Source organism: Tumebacillus amylolyticus, from assembly GCF_016722965.1.
GTDB lineage: Bacteria > Bacillota > Bacilli > Tumebacillales > Tumebacillaceae > Tumebacillus > Tumebacillus amylolyticus.
On record NZ_JAEQNB010000012.1, the window covers coordinates 1 to 17,509 of the forward strand.

The following is a 17,509-nucleotide window of genomic DNA, read 5'->3' on the forward strand; positions in this document are numbered from 1 at the left end:
GAAAGGGCGGTGAGTTAAGCCGCTTCTCCAACGGGCCAAGATACATGGTGCCTTTTACCGGAATCGAACCGATGACCTCATCCTTACCATGGATGCGCTCTACCTACTGAGCTAAAAAGGCATTTGGTGCGGTCGAGAAGACTCGAACTTCCACGGGGAAACCCCACACGCCCCTCAAGCGTGCGCGTCTGCCATTCCGCCACGACCGCATATAATTACTAGTAGAAATGGAGCGGAAGACGGGATTCGAACCCGCGACCCTCGCCTTGGCAAGGCGATGCTCTACCCCTGAGCCACTTCCGCGAAATGGTGAGCCATGAAGGACTTGAACCTTCGACACCCTGATTAAAAGTCAGGTGCTCTACCAACTGAGCTAATGGCTCATACCTGCCTAGCGACGTCCTACTCTCCCGGGACCCTGCGGTCCAAGTACCATCGGCGCTGGAGAGCTTAACTTCTGTGTTCGGGATGGAAACAGGTGTGGCCTCTCCGCCATCATCACTAGACTGTATGAAAAACTATGGTGGGCCCAAGAAGATTCGAACTTCCGACCTCACGATTATCAGTCGTGCGCTCTAGCCAACTGAGCTATGGGCCCTCATCAAACATGTTGTAAAAGTGGCGGAGCTGACGGGATTCGAACCCGCGGTCTTCCGCGTGACAGGCGGACATGTTAGGCCACTACACCACAGCTCCGAGTTCAAGAAAAAATCTGGTGGAGGTTGACGGGATCGAACCGCCGACCCTCTGCTTGTAAGGCAGATGCTCTCCCAGCTGAGCTAAACCTCCACACTTGGTGACCCGTACGGGATTCGAACCCGTGAATGCCGCCTTGAAAGGGCGGTGAGTTAAGCCGCTTCTCCAACGGGCCAAGATACATGGTGGAGAATAGCGGATTCGAACCGCTGACCCCCTGCTTGCAAGGCAGGTGCTCTACCAACTGAGCTAATCCCCCGTGAAAAAAATGGCGCGCCCTGAGAGATTCGAACTCCCGGCCTTTTGATTCGTAGTCAAACGCTCTATCCGGCTGAGCTAAGGGCGCATCTATAAGGTTTTGAAAAGTGGTGGGCCCAAGAAGATTCGAACTTCCGACCTCACGATTATCAGTCGTGCGCTCTAGCCAACTGAGCTATGGGCCCGTGTCTAGCAGTGGTACAAGTGGTGGAGGTTGACGGGATCGAACCGCCGACCCTCTGCTTGTAAGGCAGATGCTCTCCCAGCTGAGCTAAACCTCCATCTTGGTGACCCGTACGGGATTCGAACCCGTGAATGCCGCCTTGAAAGGGCGGTGAGTTAAGCCGCTTCTCCAACGGGCCAAGAATACATGGTGCCTTTTACCGGAATCGAACCGATGACCTCATCCTTACCATGGATGCGCTCTACCTACTGAGCTAAAAAGGCATCTGGTGGAGAATAGCGGATTCGAACCGCTGACCCCCTGCTTGCAAGGCAGGTGCTCTACCAACTGAGCTAATCCCCCAGATTTGAAACAATGGTGCGGTCGAGAAGACTCGAACTTCCACGGGGTAACCCCCACACGCCCCTCAAGCGTGCGCGTCTGCCATTCCGCCACGACCGCATCTTATATAGAAGGAAAAATGGTGAGCCATGAAGGACTTGAACCTTCGACACCCTGATTAAAAGTCAGGTGCTCTACCAACTGAGCTAATGGCTCATGTTCACCATCGTTGTCTTTCGTTTCGTCGTCGTCACTCTCTCGCGGCGACAGGTGTTATCTTACCACGCGGCCCGCACACGTTCAACGCACTCTACCCGACAAACTCCGACAAATATTGACCTACAGAAAAACCATATCCTCCATACTTTCCGATTCTCCTGTTTTCGCAGATTTACTCCCTTTTACGCATCCCAAACCACCAACCCGGAGAACGAAAAAAAGGCCCGATCTTCCGAAGAAGATCGAGCCTTTGTACCCCAAAAACGTATGGTGCCTTTTACCGGAATCGAACCGATGACCTCATCCTTACCATGGATGCGCTCTACCTACTGAGCTAAAAAGGCAAATGGTGCAGCCATTCCACCACGACCGCATATTTAATAGTAGAAATGGAGCGGAAGACGGGATTCAAACCCGCGAACAGGATGTAAAGTGGTGGTGACCCGTACGGGATTCGAACCCGTGAATGCCGCCTTGAAAGGGCGGTGAGTTAAGCCGCTTCTCCAACGGGCCAAGATATATGGTGGAGAATAGCGGATTCGAACCGCTGACCCCCTGCTTGCAAGGCAGGTGCTCTACCAACTGAGCTAATCCCCCGTGTAAAAATGGCGCGCCCTGAGAGATTCGAACTCCCGGCCTTTTGATTCGTAGTCAAACGCTCTATCCAGCTGAGCTAAGGGCGCATGGTGAGCCATGAAGGACTTGAACCTTCGACACCCTGATTAAAAGTCAGGTGCTCTACCAACTGAGCTAATGGCTCGTGTTCTTGGTGACAGGAGTTATCTTATCACGCAGCCGGTGCACGTTCAACGTACTCCAGTCGACAAACTCCGACAAATCGCATCATCCGCTTCCCACACATCCTCCACTCTCGCGAATCCTCCACATTGCACCCGTTCTCTCTACCTCCCGAGACTCCCTTCAACCCCCAATGAACGCAAAAAAGGCCCGATCTTCGCAAGAAGATCGGGCCTTTTTCTAGTTGCCTAGCGACGTCCTACTCTCCCGGGACCCTGCGGTCCAAGTACCATCGGCGCTGGAGAGCTTAACTTCTGTGTTCGGGATGGAAACAGGTGTGGCCTCTCCGCCATCATCACTAGATCATCTATATAGAATGGTGGGCCCAAGAAGATTCGAACTTCCGACCTCACGATTATCAGTCGTGCGCTCTAGCCAACTGAGCTATGGGCCCCCAGACAACAGGGAAATCTATGGAGCGGAAGACGGGATTCGAACCCGCGACCCTCGCCTTGGCAAGGCGATGCTCTACCCCTGAGCCACTTCCGCATGGGTATTTGTACTATTTTGTAAATGGTGGCTCGGGACGGAGTCGAACCGCCGACACGTGGATTTTCAGTCCACTGCTCTACCAACTGAGCTACCGAGCCGTATTTTAATTCTGTAAAATAAGTGGCGGAGCTGACGGGATTCGAACCCGCGGTCTTCCGCGTGACAGGCGGACATGTTAGGCCACTACACCACAGCTCCGAGTTCAAGGATGAACGAGTGTCGACGTGCGGCAGGACGCCGCTGCTCTTAGTCGACCTGTCCTTTAAAAAATCTGGTGGAGGTTGACGGGATCGAACCGCCGACCCTCTGCTTGTAAGGCAGATGCTCTCCCAGCTGAGCTAAACCTCCATCTTGGTGACCCGTACGGGATTCGAACCCGTGAATGCCGCCTTGAAAGGGCGGTGAGTTAAGCCGCTTCTCCAACGGGCCAAGATACATGGTGCCTTTTACCGGAATCGAACCGATGACCTCATCCTTACCATGGATGCGCTCTACCTACTGAGCTAAAAAGGCATGGTGGAGAATAGCGGATTCGAACCGCTGACCCCCTGCTTGCAAGGCAGGTGCTCTACCAACTGAGCTAATCCCCCAGATAAAACATGGTGCGGTCGAGAAGACTCGAACTTCCACGGGGAAACCCCACACGCCCCTCAAGCGTGCGCGTCTGCCATTCCGCCACGACCGCATATATTATATAGTAGAAATGGAGCGGAAGACGGGATTCGAACCCGCGACCCTCGCCTTGGCAAGGCGATGCTCTACCCCTGAGCCACTTCCGCGAAAACATGGTGAGCCATGAAGGACTTGAACCTTCGACACCCTGATTAAAAGTCAGGTGCTCTACCAACTGAGCTAATGGCTCATGTTCACCGTGTGTCTTTCGTTTCGTCGTCGTCACTCTCTCGCGGCGACAGGTGTTATCTTAACATGAGTTGATTCGACATCTCAACACGCATATTCGACTCCATTTCGACAAAAACAGACTGTATACCCCATTCTATGAAACTATCACGCCGAAACGATAGGATACACACTCTATCTCCCTCTTACAACGTTTCACATGGAACAATGTCGAAACCACCGCCTTTTGATGCGAAAAAAGCCTCTGCCCGTGACGGGACAGAGGCTCTTTTTCACAGAACGCGATCCAAAAGGTCCATGATATGCACCGCTTCCATCTGCCCTTCACACCCAGCGCGCTGGATGCCTTTGCGCATCTGGAGCAAGCAGCCTGGGTTGGACGTGACGACTAAGTGAGCGGAGGTCGATTTGACGTTCTCCATCTTCTCGTCGAGGACTTCCATCGACATGTCGAAATTGGTGATGTTGTAGATGCCCGCCGATCCGCAACATCGGTCGGCCTCCATCATCTCCACATATTCCACACCCGGAATGCTGCGCAAAAGTTGTCGAGGCTGCGCGCGAACACCTTGACCGTGAGCGAGATGGCAGGAGTCTTGGTAGGTGATCCGCACGCCCGGCAACTCTCCGCGAAACTCCAACGCAGAAAAAAGTTCTGCCGCCAATTCATTCGCATCGCGGCACTTCGCGACGAACTTCATCGCCCGTTCCTGCCACTGCGGGTCGTCGTGGAACCAGTGGTGATATTCTTTGAGCGCCGCCCCGCAGCCGCCGGCGTTGTTGACGATGAGATCGACGCCTGCCGCTTCGAATGCCTCTATATTGCGTTTCGCCAGTTCCTTTGCACCGTTTTGCTCACCGGAGTGAGCATGGAGAGCGCCGCAACACGCTTGCTCTTCGACAAAAACAACTTCACAGCCCGCCTTGGTCAGTACTCTCGCCGTGGCTTGGTTGGTCTCAAAAAACATGACGTCCATGATACAGCCTTTGAACATCCCAACGCGCAGATTTTGGGAGGCGTCTGGTTCGGGATGTATCACAGACTCCCTTTTCATCCGTTGCCAAGGAGAAGCTACTTGATCCACAGCCGATTGCATCTCCCGCATCGGGCGCGGGAGGAGGTTGATCAGGCCCATTTTGTTTGCGAGCTTCTGAAGCCCGAGTGTTTGGGACGCCCAGAGCATCGTGCCCAAGCGGTCGATGCGGTCCGGATTCGGAAAGATTTCCTCAAACAACAAGTCGCGCAAGAACGAATGTTCGCCTATGTCCTTCTTGTTCCTTTCCACCACGTCGCGGGCGGTTTCGAGAAGCGAGCCATAGGGAACGCCCGCCGGACAAGCCGTCTCACATGCACGGCATCCGAGGCAGAGGTACATGTTGTCCTCGAACTCGGCGTCCACGTTAAGTTGCCCATCGACGACTCCTTTCATCAACGCGATACGACCGCGTGGAGAAGCCGATTCCTTGCCGGTTTGGCGGTAGGTCGGACAGGCGGGCAGGCAGAATCCGCACTGCATGCAGTTCAGGATCTCCTCCCTGTCGAAATTGTCGAGAAGTTGAATGAGATTAGGATTAGGCATGGTTGTGTTCGTGTGTGCAGGCATGCGTTTTCACCACCACTCTGCGTCGATCGCTTTTTGCAAACATTTTGCCGGGGTTCATGATCCCGTGCGGGTCGAACGCTTCTTTGATCCGTTTCATGAGTTCGATGCCGGACGGACCGACTTTGAGATCGAGGAACCCCGCCTTCGCCATCCCGACCCCGTGTTCGCCGGTGATCGTGCCGCCCAATTTGATGGCCGCGTGAAAAATTTCTTCAAACGCTTGCTCGACACGGTGAATCTCCTCGAGATCGCGCTCGTCCGTCAAGCACGTCGGATGCAAATTGCCGTCTCCGGCGTGGCCGAACGTACAGATTTGCAGGTTGTATTTTCGAGCGATCACGTCCACTTGCTCGACCATTTCGGCGAGGTGGGCACGCGGAACCGTTGCGTCCTCGAGGATCGTCGTCGGCTTCACGCGAGCCAATGCAGAGAGTGCGGCGCGGCGGGCAGCCATGAGTTTGGCGCCCTCTTCGACCGTTTGCGCCAGACGAACTTCGGTGGCACCCTCTCCCCGACAAATGTCTGCCATGCGGGCGATGTCTTGCTCGACTTGCAAGTCCGTCCCGTCCTGCTCGATGATCAACATTGCCTTCATATCGAGAGGCAGCCCGATGCGAGCGAAGTCCTCGACGACCTCCATCGTCGCTTGGTCGAGGAATTCCATCGTCGCCGGAATGATCTTGGACGCGATGATTCGTTGGACACTTCGAGCCGCGTCAGACAGGCTCTGGTAGTACGCGACCATCGTCTGTTTCGCAGGCGGCAAAGGCAGGAGTTTTGCCGTAATTTCGGTGACGACGGCCAGCGTCCCTTCGGAGCCGACGAGCAATTTCGTCACATCGTACCCTGCGACGTCCTTCGCATTTTTGCCCCCGAAGCGGACGACTTCCCCGCCGGGGAGAACCGCCTCGATTCCCATGATATAGTCCTTGGTCACGCCATATTTCAGACCGCGCATGCCTCCCGCGCACTCGGCGACATTGCCGCCCATCGTGGAAATTCGCATGCTTCCGGGGTCAGGTGGATAGAACAAACCCACCGCTTCGACCGCTTTATGCAAATCGGCTGTGATCAGCCCCGGTCCGAATGTAGCGGTGAGATTCTCTTGATCAATTTCATGCAACCGCCCCAAACGGTTCGTCACCAGCACAATTCCGCCCTCTGTGGGAACCGTGCCTCCACAGAGATTCGTACCGGAACCTCGGGAGACGATCGGAATTCGATACTGGTTGGCGACTTTCAACACCGCCGCCACTTCCTCGACGGAACTCGGCATGACAACGGCGTCCGGCATCGCTTGATACAGCGGCGTGGCATCATAAGAATAGGTGTACAAGTCATGGGGTGAATCCATCATCCAGCGGTCGCCGACGATGGCTCGCAACTGGCTTTTGATCTCCGTATTCATAAAAGGGAGCACGCTCCTCGTCTTCTTTTTGTTCATAAATATCTGTAAATTCAATCTATCACAACACAACTGAAAAAACAAAAAAGACTCGATCCGCCGAGGAATCGAGTCTTTTTTTCGGCCCCTGTTGGCCCCATCTCTTACGGTCTTCGCCCGACACGCTCTTGGTCCTTGCCTCGGCGGGTGCGTCCCGTGGTGCTCAGCGGGCGCGACGGGCGTCTCGTCTGTTTTGGGGCGAAGGCCCTCAACAGGCCGACGTGGTTGTTGCGTGCGAGCTGCAATTGCTTGTACAGCGCTTTGAAGATTTGAGCCGTGTTGCGGGCATCGTCGACGGCGCTGTGGTGTGCTCCGATCGGCTTGAGCTGCAGCGCTTCGAGCGCTTCCATGAGTCCGGTTTGGTTCTTGACTTCTTGGAGCCGTCCGAACTCCGCTTGCAGGTCGTTGTAATTGCGCAGCCAATCGAGAGGGACATGGTGCATCTTGCAGTTCTGAATCAGCGTGCGAATGTCGGTCGGACCCCAGGTCAGCAAGAAATACTCTTCCTCGCCGATCCACTTGAGGAACTGTTTCCAGACTTTCGCAAAGTCCTCCGACGTCCGCACGTCTTCCGGTTTGATCTTCGTCATGCGGACGGTGCGTTTGTTGAGCATCCGCGCTCGCTTGGGTCGGACAAAAGAGGCAAATTGGTCACATTCCGTCAGATCGCGATCCAACTTCACCGCCCCGATGGAGATAACCTCCGGGATCTGCCCCTTGGCGAACGTCGCCACCCATTCTAAGTCAAAGATGATGAACTTCATCCTCTCACCTCCCAAGACACTTCTAGTTTGCCACGCAAAAAAAGACCTAATCCACGAAGGATCAGGTCTTTCTCGTCTTCAAGGCAGAAGTTCCACCATGTTGTGATACGTTTCCGGACGGCGGTCTCTGTAAAACTGCCAGAGATCGCGAACTTCGTGCATTTTGTTTTTGTCCATTTCCGCCACGATGATCTCGTCTTGGTCACGAGAGCCCACCGCCACGAATTGGCCCCGCGGGTCGACGAGGTACGATTGGCCGTAGAATTCGCCCATGTTCCAAGGAGCTTCTACGCCGACTCGGTTGATGGCGGCGACATAGTAGCCGTTGGCGACCGCATGCGCCGGTTGCTCCAATTTCCACAAGTATTCGGACAGCCCGGCCACTGTCGCAGAAGGGTTGAAGATGATCTCCGCCCCGTTGAGCCCAAGCAGTCGAGCGCCCTCCGGGAAGTGGCGGTCGTAGCAGATGTAGACGCCGACTTTGGCAAAGGCCGTATCGAACACCGGATAGCCCAAGTTGCCCGGTTTGAAGTAGAACTTCTCCCAGAACCCGTGCCCTTCTTCGCCGACCGCCACATGCGGGATGTGCTGTTTGCGGTATTTGCCAAGGTAGGAACCGTCTGCGTCGATCACGGCGGCCGTGTTGTAGTAGATGCCGACGCCCGCTTTTTCATAGACCGGGAGGATGATGACGACGCCGAGTTCCTTCGCCAAGTCTTGGAAGAGGCGCGTCGTCGGGCCGTTCGGGACTTCCTCCGCCGATTCGTACCATTTCGGATTCTGTTCGGCGCAGAAGTACGGGCCGTAAAAAATTTCTTGCAGGCAGATGATTTGCGCCCCTCTGTTGGCTGCCTCGCGCACGAGGCCGATGTGTTTTTCGATCGCTTTTTCCTTGTGAACGGCGACCGGTGCGTCACCGTGGACGTCGTTTTTTGCTTGAATCAAGCCGATTTTGACTTTATAGGACATGGGGTTGCTCCTCCTTTAGCGTCGGGGATGCGCCGAATTTGTGACGCTTGATAAAACGTCCGTTGCCCTTCGTGCCGACGAATTTTTTGTCCCGGATGACGAATTCGCCGCGTGCCAGCACCGAGACGACCTCGCCGTGGACTTCCTTGCCTTCAAACGGGTTGTAGTCGACGTTCATGTGGTGCGTTTTGGCGGAGATCGTGCGCGTGACGTTCGGGTTGAACAGGACGATGTCGGCGTCAGACCCGACGGCGATCGTCCCTTTTTGCGGGAACATACCGAAGAGTTTGGCCGCTTTGGTGGAGGTGATGTCCACGAATTGGTTCAGCGAGATTCGTCCCTTGTGGACGCCTTCGGAGTAGACCACGCTGAAGCGGTCTTCGATCAGCGGGCCGCCGTTGGGGATCTTGGTGAAGTCGTTGCGACCGAGTTCTTTTTGCCCTTTGAAGTTGAACGAGCATTGGTCGGAGCCGATGGTTTGCAGGATTCCGTTTTTCAACGCGCTCCAGAGCACCTCTTGGTGCCAGGCTTCACGGAGCGGCGGGGACCAGACGTATTTGGCTCCTTCGAAACCGGGGCGTGCCAGTTCGGAGATGTCGAGCGTGAGGTATTGGGGGCAGGTTTCACCGTAGACGTTCAGGCCCTTCTCTCGCGCTTCTGCGATGCGTTGTACCGCTTCGGCGCACGAGACGTGGACGACGTAGAGCTGGGATCCGGCAAGGGCTGTGAGGGCAATGGCACGGCCCGTTGCTTCTCCCTCCGCCATCGGCGGGCGGGTCAGGGCGTGGTAGATCGGGTCGGTCTGTTCGTTCTCCAACGCCTCTTTGATCAGGAAGTCGATGACGTCGCCGTTTTCGGCATGCACTTGGATGAGGGCTCCGAGTTCCTTGGCACGGATCAGCGTTTTGAACAGCGTCTCGTCGTCCGCTTGGAATACGTTTTTATAAGCCATGAACACTTTCAGCGAAGTGACGCCCTCTTCGACGACGTCTTCCAGTTGGTGCAGGACGGCGTCGTTGGCTTCGGCGATCATGAGGTGGAAGCCGTAGTCGATCACCGCTTTGCCGTGCGCTTTGGCGTGCCAGGTATCAAGAGCTTCGCGAATCGACTGCCCCTTGGACGTCAAACAGAAGTCGATGATCGAAGTCGTCCCGCCAAAAGCGGCCGCACGCGTGCCTGTTTCAAAGTCGTCGGCTGTCGTCGTCCCGCCAAACGGCATGTCGAGATGCGTATGCGGGTCGATCCCGCCCGGAAACACATAGCATCCGCTCGCGTTGATCTCTTCGGCCCCCTCCGTTTCTTTGGAAAAAAGGGCTCCCGCTCCGATGGCGACGACTTTTTCTCCGTCGATCAAGATGTCCGCACGATACGTATCGGCCGCTGTGACGACGATGCCGCCGCGAATCAGTTTTTTGCTCACCTTACTTCACCCCCGATTGCAGTTGGTTCCAAGATTGCGGTTGTTTTTCGGTCGGGATTTCGACCATCTGGATCGTGCCGTCCACCGGGCAGACGATGGAGCAGAGATTGCAGCCGACACAATCGTCCTCGCGCACGACGAGCAGCTCGCGACCCGTATCCGGCTCTCGGACGCGGTCGATGCATTGGTGCGAGGTGTCTTCGCAGGAGATGTAGCATTTGTTGCAGTTGATGCAGGTGTCGTTGTTGATGCGGGCGACGACTTTGTAGTTCAGGTTGAGATCGCCCCAGTCGGAGTACGTGGCGACCGATTTGCCGACGAGGTCCATGACGGAGGGGAGCCCTTTTTGATCGAGATAGTGGTTGAGGCCGTCCTTCATGTCCTCGACGATGCGGAATCCGTGGTGCATGGCGGCGGTGCAGACTTGGAGCGAGCCTGCGCCCATCAGCAAGAATTCAACGGCGTCTTGCCAGTTTGAGATGCCGCCCATGCCGGAGATCGGGAGCGCGATTCGGGAGTCTCGCGCGCATTCCGCCACCATGTTCAAGGCGATCGGTTTGACGGCGGGACCGCAATAGCCTCCGTGTGCGCCTTTGCCGTCGACGTGCGGGTAAGGAAGCCACGAGTCGAGGTCAACGCCCATCAGCGAGTTGATGGTGTTGATCATGCTCACGGCATCGGCACCGCCTTGGCGAGCAGCACGTGCGGTGAATCGGATGTCGGTGATGTTCGGGGTCAGTTTGACGATGACGGGGGTCTGCGCCACTTCCTTGACCCATTCGGTTTGTTGGCGCACCATGTCGGGCTGTTGACCGGAGGCAGAGCCCATGCCGCGTTCCGCCATACCGTGCGGGCAGCCGAAGTTCAGTTCCAAACCGTCGACACCCACGGCTTCGACCGCTTTTACAATTTCGTGCCATGCTTCGCGCTTGGGTTGCACCATGAGCGAGACGATCAGCGTGTTGTGGGGAAACCTTTTCTTGGTTTCGGCGATCTCGCGCAAGTTGTCTTCCAGTGGACGGTCTGAGATCAATTCGATGTTGTTGAAACCGAGCACCCGTTGCCCGCCGCGATGAATGGCGGCGTAGCGGGAAGAGACGTTGAGCACGGGCTCGCCGAGCGTTTTCCAAACGACGCCGCCCCAGCCCGCTTCGAATGCGCGTTGCACTTGATAGCCGGAGTTGGTCGGAGGAGCGGATGCCAACCAGAACGGGTTGGGTGATTCGATACCGGCAAATTTGATCCGTAGGTCTGCCATGATTGCGCCTCCTCTGGCTTAGGACTGGACTTTTTGCGAGGTGAGTTGCGTGTGAACGGCGACGGCGGCGTCCTTGCCCTGTTGCACGGCGGTGACGACCATGGCGTCCGTTTTGCCGGTTTTGAAAATGAAATCGCCGATGGCGAAGACGTTCGGTTGCGATGTTCGGTACGTTCCCGATTCAACCAACGGGATGCCGTGTTCATGCTGAAGTTGGAAAGCGTCGATGAGGTGGGTCTGACGGGTTTGGCCGATCGCTTTGATGACGAAATCCAGTTCGAGGGTGAACTCGCTGCCTGCCACTTCTCGGGGTCGGCGGCGACCGCGCTCGTCAGGTTCGCCAAGTTCCATGCGGATGAGTTGAAGTCCGGTGACGCGGCCGTTCTCGCCCAAGATGCGTGTGGGTGCGACGAGCCAGCGGAACTCGACGCCGTCGTTTTTCGCGAATTCATATTCGAACTCGTAGGCGGTCATTTCGGCGACGGTGCGGCGGTAGAGAATTTTGACGTTGTCTGCGCCAAGTCGCGTAGAGCAGGTGGCGGCGTCGATGGCGGTGTTGCCCGCGCCGATCACGGCAACTTTTTTGCCAAGCAGGTGGTTGGTGAGCGGTTTGGTTTTCGTGTCTTCTACGAATTGCACGGCGTCGAGCACGCCTTGAAGGTCCTCGCCCTCGATGTTCAGCGCAGGAACGTATCCCATGCCGGCGGCGAGAATCACGGAGTCATGGTTGTCGAGTAAGTCTTGGGCGCTGACGTCCTCGCCGATTTTGGTTTCGAAGCAAAATTGCACGCCGAGCGCTTCGATCTGCTCGACTTCCCAAGCGACGACATCCTCCGGCAAGCGAAAGGAGACGATTCCGTAGGCGTTGAGTCCGCCCGCACGCGGTTTGGCTTCGTAGACGGTGACTAGATAGCCCAGACGCGCGAGATCGCGGGCTGCAGAGAGACCTGCGGGACCGGCACCGACGATGGCGATTTTTTTCCCATTGGGGTCTGCGGTTTTGAAGAGCGCAGTGTTCGGTTTGGTGTTTTCCATCGCCCAGTCGGTGGCGTGTCGTTGCAGGAGGCCGATCTGGATGGCTTTGGAAGCAGCCGGACCGTTGAGGACGCACGCTCCCTCGCACAGTTCAGACGTTGGGCAGACGCGCGCACAGCTCGCTCCGAGCGGGTTGGAATCGAGGATGGTCAACGCGGAGCCGAGGAGGTTGTCGGTGGTGATTTTTTTGATAAAAGACGGGATGTTGATCCCCGTCGGACACGCTTGCACGCACGGGGCGTCGTAGCAGAACAGGCAACGATTGGCTTCGTCGACCGCTTCTTTGGGCTTGAGCGCGGGGACGACTTCCTTGAAGTTGTCTTGCAGGCTCATGAGGCTTCCCTCCTTTTTGGCTTCGTTCAAGGGTCTAGAGTTGTTCGAAGACGTCGCGGAGGACGTTGACGAGGAATTCGAGGTCTTCTTCGGTGGTGGAGAACGGCGGCGCGAGAGTGAGGATGTTGTTGAAGCCGGGGATCGTGTCCCCGTTGCGGCCGATGAGGAGGCCGCGTTTTTTGCATTCGGAGATGACTTTCAGGACGCGGTCTGGCGCAGAAGGGGCTTTGCTGGTGCGATCTTCGACGAGTTCGATGCCACAGATGAAACCGAAGCTGCGGATGTCGCCGACGTTGGGATGGTTTTCAAGGGTTGCGAGTTTGGAGCGCAGGTCGTGGCCGAGTTGCTCCGCTCGTTCGATGAGCCCTTCGCTTTCGATCAGCTCCAAGTTGCGCAGGGCAAGGGCGCAAGCGGCGGGGTTGCCCCCGAAGGTGTTCAGGTGACGGAAGTGTTGGTTCGGCCCCGGTTCGAGGAACACGTCGGCGATCTCGGCGCGTGCAGCTGTGGCGGAGAGGGGCAGATACCCGGAGGTGATGCCCTTTGCCATCGTGACGATGTCCGGCTGCACTCCGAAGTTTTGGTGACCGAAGGGACGGCCGGAGCGACCCGCGCCGCAGATAACTTCATCGAGGATCAGGAGGACGCCGTGTTTGTCGCAGATCTCGCGGACTTTCGGGAGGTATTCGGGAGGTGGAACGATGACGCCGCCGCCTGTGATCGTCGGCTCCATGATGACGGCGGCGACCGTTTCGGCTCCCTCCCAGTTGATCATTTCGTCGATGGCGTTGGCGCACTCCATGTTGCAACTGCCGTAGGTTTTGCCGTAGGGACAGCGGTAGCAGTACGGCGGCGGGACGTGTTTGAAGCCGGGGGCGAGCGGTTCGTAGGATTGTTTGCGAACGGCTTGCCCGGTGGCCGCGAGGGCTCCCATCGTGTTGCCGTGGTAGGCTCGGTAGCGGGAGATGAATTTGTAGCGACCGGGTTCGCCGCGTTGCGCGTGGTATTGACGCGCCATTTTAAAAGCCACTTCGTTGGCTTCCGACCCGCTGTTGGAGAAAAAGACGCGGTACTCCCCCGCCAGCCACTCGCTGATTTTTTTGGACAGGTGGATGGCGGGAACGTGGCTTTGAGTCAGCGGGAAGTACGCGAGCGCTTTCATCTGCTCATAGGCGGCGTCTGCTAACTCCTGTCGTCCGTAGCCGATGTTGACGCACCACAACCCGGACATGCCGTCGAAATAGCGGTTGCCGTCGATGTCGGTGATCCAAGAGCCTTGGCTCTCGGTGACGATCATCGGGTTGGGGTTATACGGGGACATGTGGTGCCACATATGAGTGCGGTCGGTTTCGAGCAGGGTCTCTTTTTCATGGTCTTGGTCGTTGGCGGGCATCTTCGAGCCTCCTCGGGTTCGCTATTTCACGAATGTTTTTTGGGAACCGATGTTGGAGTCGCCGTCATCGAACCAACGGGTGGTGACGGTTTTTTTCTTGGTGAAAAAGTCGATGCCGTCTTGGCCGTTGGCGTGCAAGTCGCCGTAGAACGACTTTTTCCAGCCCGTGAAAGCGAAGAAACCGCTCGGAGCGGGAACGCCGACGTTGACTCCGACCATGCCGGCTTCTACGCGGTGTGCGAAATCGCGTGCTCGCTTGCCGCTGTTGGTGTAGATGCAGGCGCCGTTTCCGAAGCGTGAATTTTTGATAACTTCAAGACCTGCTTCAAAGTCGGGGACGCGCACGACGCTTAGGAACGGGGCGAAGATTTCCTCGCGCACGATCGCCATCTCGGCATGCGCTTGGTCGAAGATCGTCGGGCCTGTGAAAAAGCCGTTCGGATGCTGTGCCGCCTCCTCTCGCCCATCGCGGACGAGTTTTGCGCCTTCGGTGAGCCCGGTTTGGATGTAGGAGTGGACTTTTTCTCGGTGGGAGTCGCGGATGACGGGACCGAGGTCGATGCCTGGGTCTAATCCGTTGCCGATTTTGAGGGCGTTGGATTCTTGGATGAGGTGTTGGACGAGAGTGTCCGCTACAGATTCGACCACGACGACGACGCTCGCCGCCATGCAGCGTTCCCCTGCACATCCGAACGCGGAGGATGCGATGGTTTTCGCAGCGCGTTTGAGGTCGGTGTCGGGCATGACCAAGTGGTGGTTCTTGGCTCCGGCGAGGGCCTGCACGCGTTTGCCGTGGGCAGAGGCGGTTTTGTAGACGTGTTCGGCGACCGGTTGGGAACCGACGAAGGAGACCGCTTGGACGTCGGGGTGCTCCAAGAGACCGTTGACCACGTCATGGGCACCGTTTACGACGTTGAAGACGCCGTCCGGCAGGCCGGCTTTTTTCAAGAGTTCGACCACTCGAATGGTGGAGAGCGGCGTGCGTTCGGAGGGTTTCAGGACGAACGTGTTGCCTGCGGTGATCGCGATGGGGTACATCCACATCGGGACCATCAAGGGGAAGTTAAACGGCACGATGCCGGCGACCACGCCCAGTGGGAAACGGATCATCTCGCAGTCGATGTCGCGGGCGATGTTGGGGAGTGCTTCGCCTTTTAGCAGCGGGGTCATGCCGGCTGCGAATTCTACCATTTCAATGCCGCGCATAACCTCAGCATGAGCCTCGGACAGGTTTTTTCCGTTTTCGAGGGTGATCAGGCGGGCGAGTTCGTGTTGGTGTTCGAGAAGCAATTGTTGATAGCGGAACATGATCCGCGTGCGGTCGACGACCGGCGTGTTGCTCCAGGCAGGAAAGGCGTGGAGCGCCGCTTCGACGGCGGCGTCGACTTCGATTTTTGTGGAAAGCGGCACGCGGCCGATGATTTCGCCGGTTGCAGGGTTGGGGACTTCTTCGTAACGGTCGGTTTCGGAAGGGACCCAACAACCGCCGATGTAGTTTTGGAGTTTTTCACCGGTTTCTGTGACTTTCATGGAACACAGCCCCTCTAAGTGGTTTTTTATTGTACATTGTCGTGTTGTACTAGTTGAGTTTACATGCGGATTCACAACTTTAGCCCAGACACTTTGTCAGGTGCGAGGGTCGAAGATGTTTACATCTTGTCAGGAGGTGGCCGATTTTGAAGAAAGAGTCCTTGCTGACGGTGGAAGATGTTTTGAAACGTCCGCTTTTTCAACACGCGGAAGTGGTGGGTGGCCGGCAAGGTCTGTCTCGGGCGATTCGGTGGGTGCATATCTTGGAGTCGGCGCAGCGGGGTTGTTTTTTGGATGGGGGCGAGTTGGTGTTGTCCACAGGGGTGGGGTTTGGGCAGGACCCGGAGAAGTGGATGGCGTATCTGCATGAGTTGATTCAGTACAAAACGGCGGGGTTGTGTGTGGAGCTCGGGGAGTTTTTGTCCGCGGTGACACCGGAGATGGTCGAGTTGGCGGATCATCATCGGTTTCCGTTGGTGGTGTTTCATCAGCCGGTACGGTTCGTGGAGATTACGCTTGATTTGCATGAGTTGATCGTGAATTTGCACACGCAGGCCTTGCGGGCGTTGGGGCGGTATGCGCAGCGGATTCAGAAGTTGACGTTGGAGTCGTTGTCGCTGTCTTCGGTGCTGGCTCATTTTCAAAATGTAGTGCATTCGCAGACGTTTTTCTTGCCGACGGAGGGCAAGGCGTTGTTCGCACCGGCGATGCCGCAGAGTGTGCAGACGGAGATGCGGGAGTTGTTGCAGGGGGCGTTGGGTGCATCGGAGTCGTTTGGTGCTGGGATTCAGAGTGACGGGGAGCGTGGTGGGCAGGGACTTTTTTCAATTTCGGAGCGGAAACAGGTGTTGTACCAGCCGGTGATGACGATGGGGTTTGAGATGGGGATTTTGGGGATTGTGTTGTTTGAGCGTGAGGTGGATGAGTTTCTGTCGTTGACGCTGGATTATACGACGACGGCGGTGGCGCAGTGTTTGATGCGCAAGATGAACGTGCAAGAACAGACGTTCGATCGGCAGGATCGGTTGGTCGATGAGATGCTGGAGAATAAGTTGTTGGTCGAGGAGGACGTTCGGCAGTTGTTGCAGATTCAGCCGTCGGGGACGTGTGGGTATCGGGCGGTGATCGTGGAGGTGTTCGGGGGCGAGGAGGATGTTGTGTCGGAGGAGGATTTACTGTGTGTGTTCCGGCCGGTTTTTTCTCGAAGTGGGTTTCAGGCGGTGCTTCGGGTGAAGGGGCAGCGGTTTTTTTTGTTGCTGACGGATCTCCTGTCGTACTCGGAGCCTCGTGGACGGTTGCAAAAAGCGATGGCGGAGTTGGAACGGCTGACACGACAGGCGTTTGGTGCGGGAAGTGGGATTCGGTATGGGGTGAGTCGGTCGTCGCGGCAGTATGCGCAGGCGTATTGGTTTTTTCAAGAGGCAGAGCAGGTGATGCAAGTTGCGGGGACTGATTTTTTTGAGGAGTTGGGGGTGTATCGGCTGTTGTTGCAGGTGAAGGAGGAACATGTGAGTGCTTCGTTTGTGGAGGATTACTTGGGGCCGTTGTTGGCGTATGACCGGGAGCATGGGACGCAGTTTGTGACTACGCTGCGGTTGTTTTTGGATCATTACGATTCGAAGCAAGAGGCGGCGCATCGGTTGTATGTCTCACGGCAGACCCTGTATCAGCGGTTGGAGAAAATTCGGGAGTTGCTTGGCGAGGACTTTCTCTCGTCGCCGGAGAAGCGGCTTTGTTTGAGTGTGGCGCTGCGGGCGTATGAATGGCAAAAAAAAGGTTCGATTCTCCGGTGAGAATCGAACCTTTTTCGTCTGTTGCCTCGCGACGTCCTACTCTCCCGGGACCCTGCGGTCCAAGTACCATCGGCGCTGGAAAGCTTAACTTCTGTGTTCGGGATGGGAACAGGTGTGACCTTTCCGCCATCATCACGAGA

General features: G+C 56.6%; 10 protein-coding genes, 33 tRNA genes and 3 rRNA genes. 1 reads left to right on the top strand and 45 read right to left on the bottom strand.

The genetic code is table 11. The annotated features are described in order from the left end of the window. Positions 1-45 precede the first annotated feature (45 nt). The 44 genes from JJB07_RS22950 to JJB07_RS23165 form a co-directional block, all read right to left on the bottom strand. Positions 46-121: transfer RNA gene (locus JJB07_RS22950), tRNA-Thr, on the bottom strand. Positions 122-124: 3 nt separating this feature from the next. Next, positions 125-209, bottom strand: a tRNA-Leu gene (locus JJB07_RS22955). Between the two features lie 19 nt (positions 210-228). Beyond that, positions 229-303 (bottom strand) — tRNA-Gly (locus JJB07_RS22960). 4 nt (positions 304-307) lie between these two features. After that, positions 308-383, bottom strand: a tRNA-Lys gene (locus JJB07_RS22965). 6 nt (positions 384-389) lie between these two features. Continuing rightward, positions 390-506, bottom strand: a 5S ribosomal RNA gene (gene rrf, locus JJB07_RS22970). 15 nt (positions 507-521) lie between these two features. Then, positions 522-598: transfer RNA gene (locus tag JJB07_RS22975), tRNA-Ile, on the bottom strand. 21 nt (positions 599-619) lie between these two features. Continuing rightward, positions 620-696 (bottom strand) — tRNA-Asp (locus JJB07_RS22980). A 17-nt stretch (positions 697-713) separates the two neighbouring features. Next, positions 714-789, bottom strand: a tRNA-Val gene (locus JJB07_RS22985). Positions 790-794: 5 nt separating this feature from the next. Beyond that, positions 795-871: transfer RNA gene (locus JJB07_RS22990), tRNA-Glu, on the bottom strand. Between the two features lie 8 nt (positions 872-879). Further along, positions 880-955, bottom strand: a tRNA-Ala gene (locus JJB07_RS22995). A 10-nt stretch (positions 956-965) separates the two neighbouring features. Next, a tRNA-Arg gene (locus JJB07_RS23000) sits at positions 966-1,042 on the bottom strand. Positions 1,043-1,062: 20 nt separating this feature from the next. Further along, a tRNA-Ile gene (locus JJB07_RS23005) sits at positions 1,063-1,139 on the bottom strand. A gap of 20 nt (positions 1,140-1,159) precedes the next feature. After that, a tRNA-Val gene (locus JJB07_RS23010) sits at positions 1,160-1,235 on the bottom strand. Positions 1,236-1,239: 4 nt separating this feature from the next. Beyond that, positions 1,240-1,316 (bottom strand) — tRNA-Glu (locus JJB07_RS23015). A 9-nt stretch (positions 1,317-1,325) separates the two neighbouring features. Further along, a tRNA-Thr gene (locus JJB07_RS23020) sits at positions 1,326-1,401 on the bottom strand. 3 nt (positions 1,402-1,404) lie between these two features. Next, positions 1,405-1,480 (bottom strand) — tRNA-Ala (locus tag JJB07_RS23025). A gap of 13 nt (positions 1,481-1,493) precedes the next feature. After that, positions 1,494-1,579: transfer RNA gene (locus JJB07_RS23030), tRNA-Leu, on the bottom strand. A 20-nt stretch (positions 1,580-1,599) separates the two neighbouring features. Next, positions 1,600-1,675, bottom strand: a tRNA-Lys gene (locus JJB07_RS23035). A gap of 271 nt (positions 1,676-1,946) precedes the next feature. Continuing rightward, positions 1,947-2,022, bottom strand: a tRNA-Thr gene (locus JJB07_RS23040). Between the two features lie 92 nt (positions 2,023-2,114). Then, positions 2,115-2,191 (bottom strand) — tRNA-Glu (locus tag JJB07_RS23045). Between the two features lie 8 nt (positions 2,192-2,199). Further along, positions 2,200-2,275, bottom strand: a tRNA-Ala gene (locus JJB07_RS23050). Positions 2,276-2,284: 9 nt separating this feature from the next. Further along, positions 2,285-2,361, bottom strand: a tRNA-Arg gene (locus JJB07_RS23055). 1 nt (position 2,362) lies between these two features. Continuing rightward, positions 2,363-2,438, bottom strand: a tRNA-Lys gene (locus JJB07_RS23060). 224 nt (positions 2,439-2,662) lie between these two features. Further along, positions 2,663-2,779 (bottom strand): 5S ribosomal RNA (rrf, locus tag JJB07_RS23065). A 14-nt stretch (positions 2,780-2,793) separates the two neighbouring features. Continuing rightward, a tRNA-Ile gene (locus JJB07_RS23070) sits at positions 2,794-2,870 on the bottom strand. Between the two features lie 20 nt (positions 2,871-2,890). After that, positions 2,891-2,965, bottom strand: a tRNA-Gly gene (locus tag JJB07_RS23075). Positions 2,966-2,990: 25 nt separating this feature from the next. Further along, a tRNA-Phe gene (locus JJB07_RS23080) sits at positions 2,991-3,066 on the bottom strand. Between the two features lie 23 nt (positions 3,067-3,089). Further along, positions 3,090-3,166 (bottom strand) — tRNA-Asp (locus tag JJB07_RS23085). Positions 3,167-3,240: 74 nt separating this feature from the next. Continuing rightward, a tRNA-Val gene (locus tag JJB07_RS23090) sits at positions 3,241-3,316 on the bottom strand. 4 nt (positions 3,317-3,320) lie between these two features. Beyond that, positions 3,321-3,397 (bottom strand) — tRNA-Glu (locus tag JJB07_RS23095). A gap of 8 nt (positions 3,398-3,405) precedes the next feature. Continuing rightward, positions 3,406-3,481: transfer RNA gene (locus tag JJB07_RS23100), tRNA-Thr, on the bottom strand. A 1-nt stretch (position 3,482) separates the two neighbouring features. Continuing rightward, positions 3,483-3,558, bottom strand: a tRNA-Ala gene (locus JJB07_RS23105). A 10-nt stretch (positions 3,559-3,568) separates the two neighbouring features. After that, a tRNA-Leu gene (locus JJB07_RS23110) sits at positions 3,569-3,653 on the bottom strand. 19 nt (positions 3,654-3,672) lie between these two features. Next, a tRNA-Gly gene (locus JJB07_RS23115) sits at positions 3,673-3,747 on the bottom strand. A 7-nt stretch (positions 3,748-3,754) separates the two neighbouring features. Next, positions 3,755-3,830: transfer RNA gene (locus JJB07_RS23120), tRNA-Lys, on the bottom strand. Positions 3,831-4,101: 271 nt separating this feature from the next. Beyond that, positions 4,102-5,433 carry a (Fe-S)-binding protein gene (locus JJB07_RS23125; RefSeq protein ID WP_347338392.1) on the bottom strand — a complete coding sequence of 444 codons (1,332 nt, stop codon included), beginning with the start codon at positions 5,431-5,433 and terminating at the stop codon, positions 4,102-4,104. Further along, positions 5,402-6,841: an FAD-binding oxidoreductase gene (locus JJB07_RS23130; protein WP_201638442.1), complete on the bottom strand. Its 1,440-nt coding sequence runs from the start codon at positions 6,839-6,841 to the stop codon at positions 5,402-5,404. Before JJB07_RS23130 ends, JJB07_RS23125 begins: the two co-directional genes overlap by 32 nt. Before the next feature lie 140 nt (positions 6,842-6,981). After that, entirely contained in the window at positions 6,982-7,641 is a 660-nt protein-coding gene (locus JJB07_RS23135) for a 3'-5' exonuclease (protein ID WP_201638443.1), read from the bottom strand. A 78-nt stretch (positions 7,642-7,719) separates the two neighbouring features. Further along, positions 7,720-8,610, bottom strand: coding sequence for a nitrilase-related carbon-nitrogen hydrolase (locus JJB07_RS23140; protein WP_201638444.1), 891 nt, complete (start codon positions 8,608-8,610; stop codon positions 7,720-7,722). After that, positions 8,600-10,030: a dihydropyrimidinase gene (gene hydA, locus JJB07_RS23145; RefSeq protein WP_201638445.1), complete on the bottom strand. Its 1,431-nt coding sequence runs from the start codon at positions 10,028-10,030 to the stop codon at positions 8,600-8,602. The genes JJB07_RS23140 and hydA overlap by 11 nt, the downstream gene beginning before the upstream one ends. A gap of 1 nt (position 10,031) precedes the next feature. Continuing rightward, a complete protein-coding gene (gene preA, locus JJB07_RS23150; RefSeq protein ID WP_201638446.1) occupies positions 10,032-11,288 on the bottom strand; it encodes an NAD-dependent dihydropyrimidine dehydrogenase subunit PreA in 1,257 nt (418 codons plus the stop codon). 18 nt (positions 11,289-11,306) lie between these two features. Next, a complete protein-coding gene (locus JJB07_RS23155) occupies positions 11,307-12,656 on the bottom strand; it encodes an NAD(P)-dependent oxidoreductase (protein ID WP_201638447.1) in 1,350 nt (449 codons plus the stop codon). A gap of 34 nt (positions 12,657-12,690) precedes the next feature. After that, on the bottom strand, positions 12,691-14,046 hold the full coding sequence (locus JJB07_RS23160; RefSeq protein WP_201638448.1) for an aspartate aminotransferase family protein: 1,356 nt from the start codon (positions 14,044-14,046) through the stop codon (positions 12,691-12,693). A 21-nt stretch (positions 14,047-14,067) separates the two neighbouring features. Beyond that, positions 14,068-15,576, bottom strand: coding sequence for a CoA-acylating methylmalonate-semialdehyde dehydrogenase (locus JJB07_RS23165; RefSeq protein ID WP_201638449.1), 1,509 nt, complete (start codon positions 15,574-15,576; stop codon positions 14,068-14,070). 146 nt (positions 15,577-15,722) lie between these two features. Here JJB07_RS23165 and JJB07_RS23170 point away from each other — a divergent pair, with 146 nt between their 5' ends. Beyond that, positions 15,723-17,369, top strand: a complete 1,647-nt coding sequence (locus JJB07_RS23170) for a PucR family transcriptional regulator (protein ID WP_201638450.1) — start codon at positions 15,723-15,725, stop codon at positions 17,367-17,369. Between the two features lie 23 nt (positions 17,370-17,392). Here the strand turns inward: JJB07_RS23170 and rrf (JJB07_RS23175) are convergent. Next, a 5S ribosomal RNA gene (rrf, locus tag JJB07_RS23175) occupies positions 17,393-17,509 on the bottom strand.

What these genes read in the sequence shown, in the direction of transcription:
- JJB07_RS23130 (WP_201638442.1), bottom strand. Translation starts at nt 6,841, where the DNA reads ATGAATACGGAGATCAAAAGCCAGTTGCGAGCCATCGTCGGCGACCGC.
- JJB07_RS23140 (WP_201638444.1), bottom strand. Translation starts at nt 8,610, where the DNA reads ATGTCCTATAAAGTCAAAATCGGCTTGATTCAAGCAAAAAACGACGTC.
- JJB07_RS23160 (WP_201638448.1), bottom strand. Translation starts at nt 14,046, where the DNA reads ATGCCCGCCAACGACCAAGACCATGAAAAAGAGACCCTGCTCGAAACC.
- JJB07_RS23165 (WP_201638449.1), bottom strand. Translation starts at nt 15,576, where the DNA reads ATGAAAGTCACAGAAACCGGTGAAAAACTCCAAAACTACATCGGCGGT.
- JJB07_RS23135 (WP_201638443.1), bottom strand. Translation starts at nt 7,641, where the DNA reads ATGAAGTTCATCATCTTTGACTTAGAATGGGTGGCGACGTTCGCCAAG.
- JJB07_RS23155 (WP_201638447.1), bottom strand. Translation starts at nt 12,656, where the DNA reads ATGAGCCTGCAAGACAACTTCAAGGAAGTCGTCCCCGCGCTCAAGCCC.
- preA (WP_201638446.1), bottom strand. Translation starts at nt 11,288, where the DNA reads ATGGCAGACCTACGGATCAAATTTGCCGGTATCGAATCACCCAACCCG.
- JJB07_RS23125 (WP_347338392.1), bottom strand. Translation starts at nt 5,433, where the DNA reads ATGCCTGCACACACGAACACAACCATGCCTAATCCTAATCTCATTCAA.